This is a genomic window from Phenylobacterium ferrooxidans, assembly GCF_042714595.1.
In the GTDB taxonomy this organism is placed as follows: Bacteria; Pseudomonadota; Alphaproteobacteria; order Caulobacterales; family Caulobacteraceae; genus Phenylobacterium; species Phenylobacterium ferrooxidans.
Genome location: NZ_JAOTJD010000080.1, coordinates 1 through 4,212 on the forward strand (window position 1 = coordinate 1; position 4,212 = coordinate 4,212).

The following is a 4,212-nucleotide window of genomic DNA, read 5'->3' on the forward strand; positions in this document are numbered from 1 at the left end:
CCCCGCAGCGCCCAACCCGGGAGACGACTGACGGCTTGGTGCTGGCGCCGACATGCGGATCACCACAGCCAGACCCCCGACAACCTCAGCGCCTTGGGCGCCCGCTCGCGGAACCTATGAGTCGCAGCTTTTTGTCAGGCTCGGGGGGGCCTGCACGACCGCTATTCCAGGTGGCCTGCTATCAGCGGAGTGACTTCGGAGGCATGGGTTATGGCGAAGTCGTGGGCGCCGCCAGCGATAATGCGCAAACTGGCATTCGGCAGCACTTCCAGGAGCCGGTTACCTACTGGCAACGGGCTCACCACGTCCCGATCCCCCCAGAGAAGAAGGGTGGGGGCGGTTATCAGATGCAGTCGCGAAGAAAGATCTTCGCGAATTTGGGTGATCCAGGGTGCCGCATTCGGAAATTGCAGGCGGTATGTTTCGCGCCATTCACCGCCGCCGAGGGCCTCCACGGGCAATCCCGCCGAGGTCCCGGCCAGCACCAGACGTCGCACCAGCCCTGGCTCAGCCAGTGCGACCTTGATCGCGATCAGGCCGCCCATTGATTGAGCGATGAGGTCCACAGGACCCTGCATTTCCTCCAGAACCATCGCAACGACATCGTCCAAGCTGCTGACGCCGTTGCGAGGTGGCTCGTCGCCAAGACCAGGCCAAGCAAAGAAGTGACGCTCACGTCCCGGCAGCAAGCCCACGGCTGCGGGTTGCCAAAAATCAGCGCGCGCTCCCGCGCCAGGTAGAAAGAGCAGCTTCGCCATGGAGGTGAAGATCGCAGCTGGCTCTCACGTCCGCAATGCATCGAACGCTGCCTTGGGCTGCAGACAAGCCTAGGCTGGCCCAACGACATGTGACCGGCGATCTGCGGCGGCCCGAAGGCCGGCGCAGGCGGGCGTTTAGGCCCGCGCTCGGATGACGACATGGCGCACGCCCTTGTCGCCGGCCTTCTGTCCGAGATTGAGAGCCGGTCCAAAGGGTTGCAGACCCGCACCGCGCTCGGCGTTCAGAGTATTGGCCAGAGTCAGGACGCAGACCGGATCTAGTTCGAGCATCTCATCGTTGGCCCGGAACGGGGCGGCCCGTCCGTGACGGTCAAAATCGGCCTTGGCCAGGACCAGGGTCACGTTCTTGGACTTCGCCCACTTGTTCGCCAGCTTCTCGGCGCCCTTGGCGCCGGTCGTGGCCAGAGCCATTTCCGGCCACTGCTCGCGAGCCCAATTGAGAGCATCGAAGATGCGGCCCGCGTCCTCTGCGGTGTCCGCGAGCGGCGATCCACGGAATGCGATGATGGTCGCCCCGGGGTCGGCGGCGGAGTGCTTTCGAGCCTTGGCTGAGCGGATGACATCCCGGGCCTCGATCTGTGCGGCGGTTGTCCTTGAAGCTCTGACGTTGCCCTTCCAGGGGCTCCAGACCTCACCGGTCGCCGTCGTATAACTGGCCGCCGCGGCGTCTCGGACGAATTCGAGGGCCATGGTGGCGACATCGGCGGCGCGGGCCTTGCGAGTGGCGGTCTGGAGTTCGGTATCGGCGATCTCCGAGCCGTCGAAATCCCGGGTCAGTCGGTTGAGGTCATCCCTGGCGCGGTCGGCTTCCCGTTCGATCCGTTGCGCCGCCGAATGGAAGGCCCCGATCAGGCTCTCCGAAGCGATTGCCTGGAAATCCTCCAAGGCCGTGTCGATGAAGACATCGAGCACCTCGTTCATCAGTGCGTGGCCGAGTTGGATAAGCGCCTCTTCGTGAGGATGGGGGCGGGGGTCGTCGAGGGTTAGGGCCTGGGCCTCGAAGTGGGTCATCTGGCCGGTCAGGGGAGCGTGTGAAGAAAACTGCATTGCGAGACATCCTTTCGGAGTGGGGTGTGGAGCCTGTCGGCTCGACGACCGTCTCGCGCCGACGGCCCGAGGCCCCCCACAAGGGCTTTGAGCGCAGCGTCCCTTGTGGGGGGCCTCGGACGGTGGCGAGGTCTCAAGAGCCAAAGGGCTGCAGACCGCCACGCAACTGTGTCTCGTGTGGATTTCGCGCACGTCGGGCAGGCCAAGGTGTCCACGGAGGGCCAGAAATGTCCCGTGTCGAAAGACCCCGGACCCCCAGGCGCTGGCGCGCCGTCCTCACCGGCCCCTATGGGGCGGGGGGCATGGCCGCATTGATGCGGCCCTCAAGCTCCAGGCAATGGGCCATCAGCTGATCGAAGGGTTCGGCGTCATCGAACAGCAGACCGTCAGCGACCATGGCCTCATAGTCTGCCCCGAGGACGGCGCGGGCTTCGCCGTCCGGCGCCAGATGGAGCGCGCCATGCACGGCCGCCTGATAGTCGATGACCGCCTTGCCCGCGTCCTTTTCGACGAAGAACATGGCCTTGTGATCGGCGACCGCCTGGGCCAGCGCCTGGTCGGCGATGGCAGCTTGCGCAAAACCCGCATCATCGAGCCGCGCCAGGTCATGCCAATGCCGAGCGAAACGGTCACCCCGCAGCCGGCCTTGGGCGCAGAAGACGTGGATGGCCGTCGCTTTCTCCCAGAAGGTGCGCTCAGCCCGCATCACCATTGGCCGCGCGGTCGGAAAGACCACGCCTTCGACAAGTCCGGCGGCGTCGCAGACGACGTCGTGCAGCGCGCTGGGTTCACCCGTGGACCGGGCGCCAAACTCCAGCATGACCGCCGGCGCGACGTAGCCGGAGCCGGTGGCCAGAGGTTCGTATTCGACAAAGACCTTCTCGCCTTCGAGCCGAAGCCGCGCGGGCGCCCCGTCGACCACAAGTCTGGCCTGGAGGGTCGGCAGGACGTGATCCTCCACCCATTGCGGGAGCCGATGGCCGACCGCCTTGGTCCAGCGCCGCTCCTCGCCGCGTGTCGCGGGCAGGGCGGCCCCGGTCTCTCCCACCAGGTCCGGCGCAAGCGCGCGGATGTCATAGGTAAGATCGACATCTTCGGAGAACCGCCGGATCACACCGTAGGCCTTCGAGAGCGACGTCCCGCCCTTGAAGACCAGATGCTCGCCAAGCGGCGAGGAAAACAGGGCGTCGAGCGCCCAGACGACCCAGATGTCCTTCTCGAGCAGGTGCGCCGGCCGCCCGGATGCGGATGCGGCGACTGCCAAGGCCTCGCGCCGCTCGTCGGCCGAAAGCTTGAGGAAGGCCTCAGACATGGGCGAACGACTGGCTCACCTGCTGCGCGAGCCAGGTCGGAAGCAGAGGTGCGGCCTTCGCCAGCGCCTGAAGATCCGAGGCGGGGAGCGTGCGCCGCAGGGTAAGCATCGCAGCCTCGGCCTTCGAGGGGCCAAGCCACGCCAGGACGCGCAGGATCTCACCCGCGGGCCGCCCGGCCAGCACGAGTTGCCAGGCCGGCGCGTGCCGCATTTCGACCGATTGGCGGCCCAGCCGCAGCTTCCGGCTCGGACCCGAGGTCAGATAGACGCTGCGCACGGGCACTTGCGAGGTCAGGCCCAGGGCATTGGCCGCCGCTGCGCCGTGAGAAGCGACCGTTTCGCCGCGCAGCTCGGCCAGGCCCGCCACGACCTTTTCCGTGGTGGGCGCGCGAGCCCCAAAGCGGCTCTCAACGGGCCGGACATAGAGGCCCCTGCCGGCGCGCAGCAGTTTACCCCGCCGCGCGAGCCGCGACAGAGCCTGGTCGACAGCCGCGCGCTGGCCCAGGTGCAACAATCCCTTGGCGGTCAGCAACGCGCCCTCCGGCACGGTGCGGCTGTGTTCGAGAATCTCTTCCGTCAATCGTTGCATGGGTCACCTGACTGTCAGAATAAATAGGACCACTTCTGACAGTTAGCAACCCGCGGGTTAGGGAACGGTTTCCACGGCTGACCGACCTCACGCCGCCAGGGATGTGGCGGCCACATCCACGCGGCTGAAGGCTTCCAAGTGGTCGACCGCCCGCTGCGCGTGGCCTGAAGCCTCCAGCAACGCCGCCGGCCGCTCCTTCAGGATCGACGCCCAGTGGGCCAGATAGGCCGCATGGCCATCCAAAAGCTGAGGGCGCAGGCCGATCCGCAAGCCCAACGCCGCCGCCCCGATCTCGGCCACCAGCTCCTCGAAGGCATAGGCCTCGTCGCCGAACCTGGCCCCAAAATCCCGGTTCAGCCGGTGCGGCGCTCCAGTCCAATGGATGTTATGCCGAGGTCGGCATAACACCCATAATGCCGGGGTCCAGATTATGCCGCATGGCCGGGACCAGCGGTTGGCGCGCAGCCTTCCAGCCACGCGCCGGT

Annotated in this window: 5 protein-coding genes; all 5 read right to left on the reverse strand. The window is 66.6% G+C overall.

The features are described from left to right. Positions 1–161 precede the first annotated feature (161 nt). Complete coding sequence (locus tag OCL97_RS22415; RefSeq protein ID WP_377371912.1) at positions 162–758, reverse strand: alpha/beta fold hydrolase; 597 nt, start codon at positions 756–758, stop codon at positions 162–164. 135 nt (positions 759–893) lie between these two features. Then, positions 894–1,826 carry a DUF2493 domain-containing protein gene (locus OCL97_RS22420; protein ID WP_377371914.1) on the reverse strand — a complete coding sequence of 311 codons (933 nt, stop codon included), beginning with the start codon at positions 1,824–1,826 and terminating at the stop codon, positions 894–896. Between the two features lie 286 nt (positions 1,827–2,112). Then, positions 2,113–3,138, reverse strand: coding sequence for a nucleotidyl transferase AbiEii/AbiGii toxin family protein (locus tag OCL97_RS22425; protein WP_377371915.1), 1,026 nt, complete (start codon positions 3,136–3,138; stop codon positions 2,113–2,115). Next, positions 3,131–3,727, reverse strand: a complete 597-nt coding sequence (locus OCL97_RS22430; protein WP_377371916.1) for a DUF6088 family protein — start codon at positions 3,725–3,727, stop codon at positions 3,131–3,133. Before OCL97_RS22430 ends, OCL97_RS22425 begins: the two co-directional genes overlap by 8 nt. A gap of 87 nt (positions 3,728–3,814) precedes the next feature. Beyond that, on the reverse strand, positions 3,815–4,212 hold a 398-nt coding region (locus OCL97_RS22435; protein WP_377371918.1), incomplete at its 5' end, for a zincin-like metallopeptidase domain-containing protein.

Bases quoted from the DNA above. Each gene is read 5' to 3' on its own strand.
- OCL97_RS22415 (WP_377371912.1), bottom strand. From the start codon at position 758: ATGGCGAAGCTGCTCTTTCTACCTGGCGCGGGAGCGCGCGCTGATTTT.
- OCL97_RS22420 (WP_377371914.1), bottom strand. From the start codon at position 1,826: ATGCAGTTTTCTTCACACGCTCCCCTGACCGGCCAGATGACCCACTTC.
- OCL97_RS22425 (WP_377371915.1), bottom strand. From the start codon at position 3,138: ATGTCTGAGGCCTTCCTCAAGCTTTCGGCCGACGAGCGGCGCGAGGCC.
- OCL97_RS22430 (WP_377371916.1), bottom strand. From the start codon at position 3,727: ATGCAACGATTGACGGAAGAGATTCTCGAACACAGCCGCACCGTGCCG.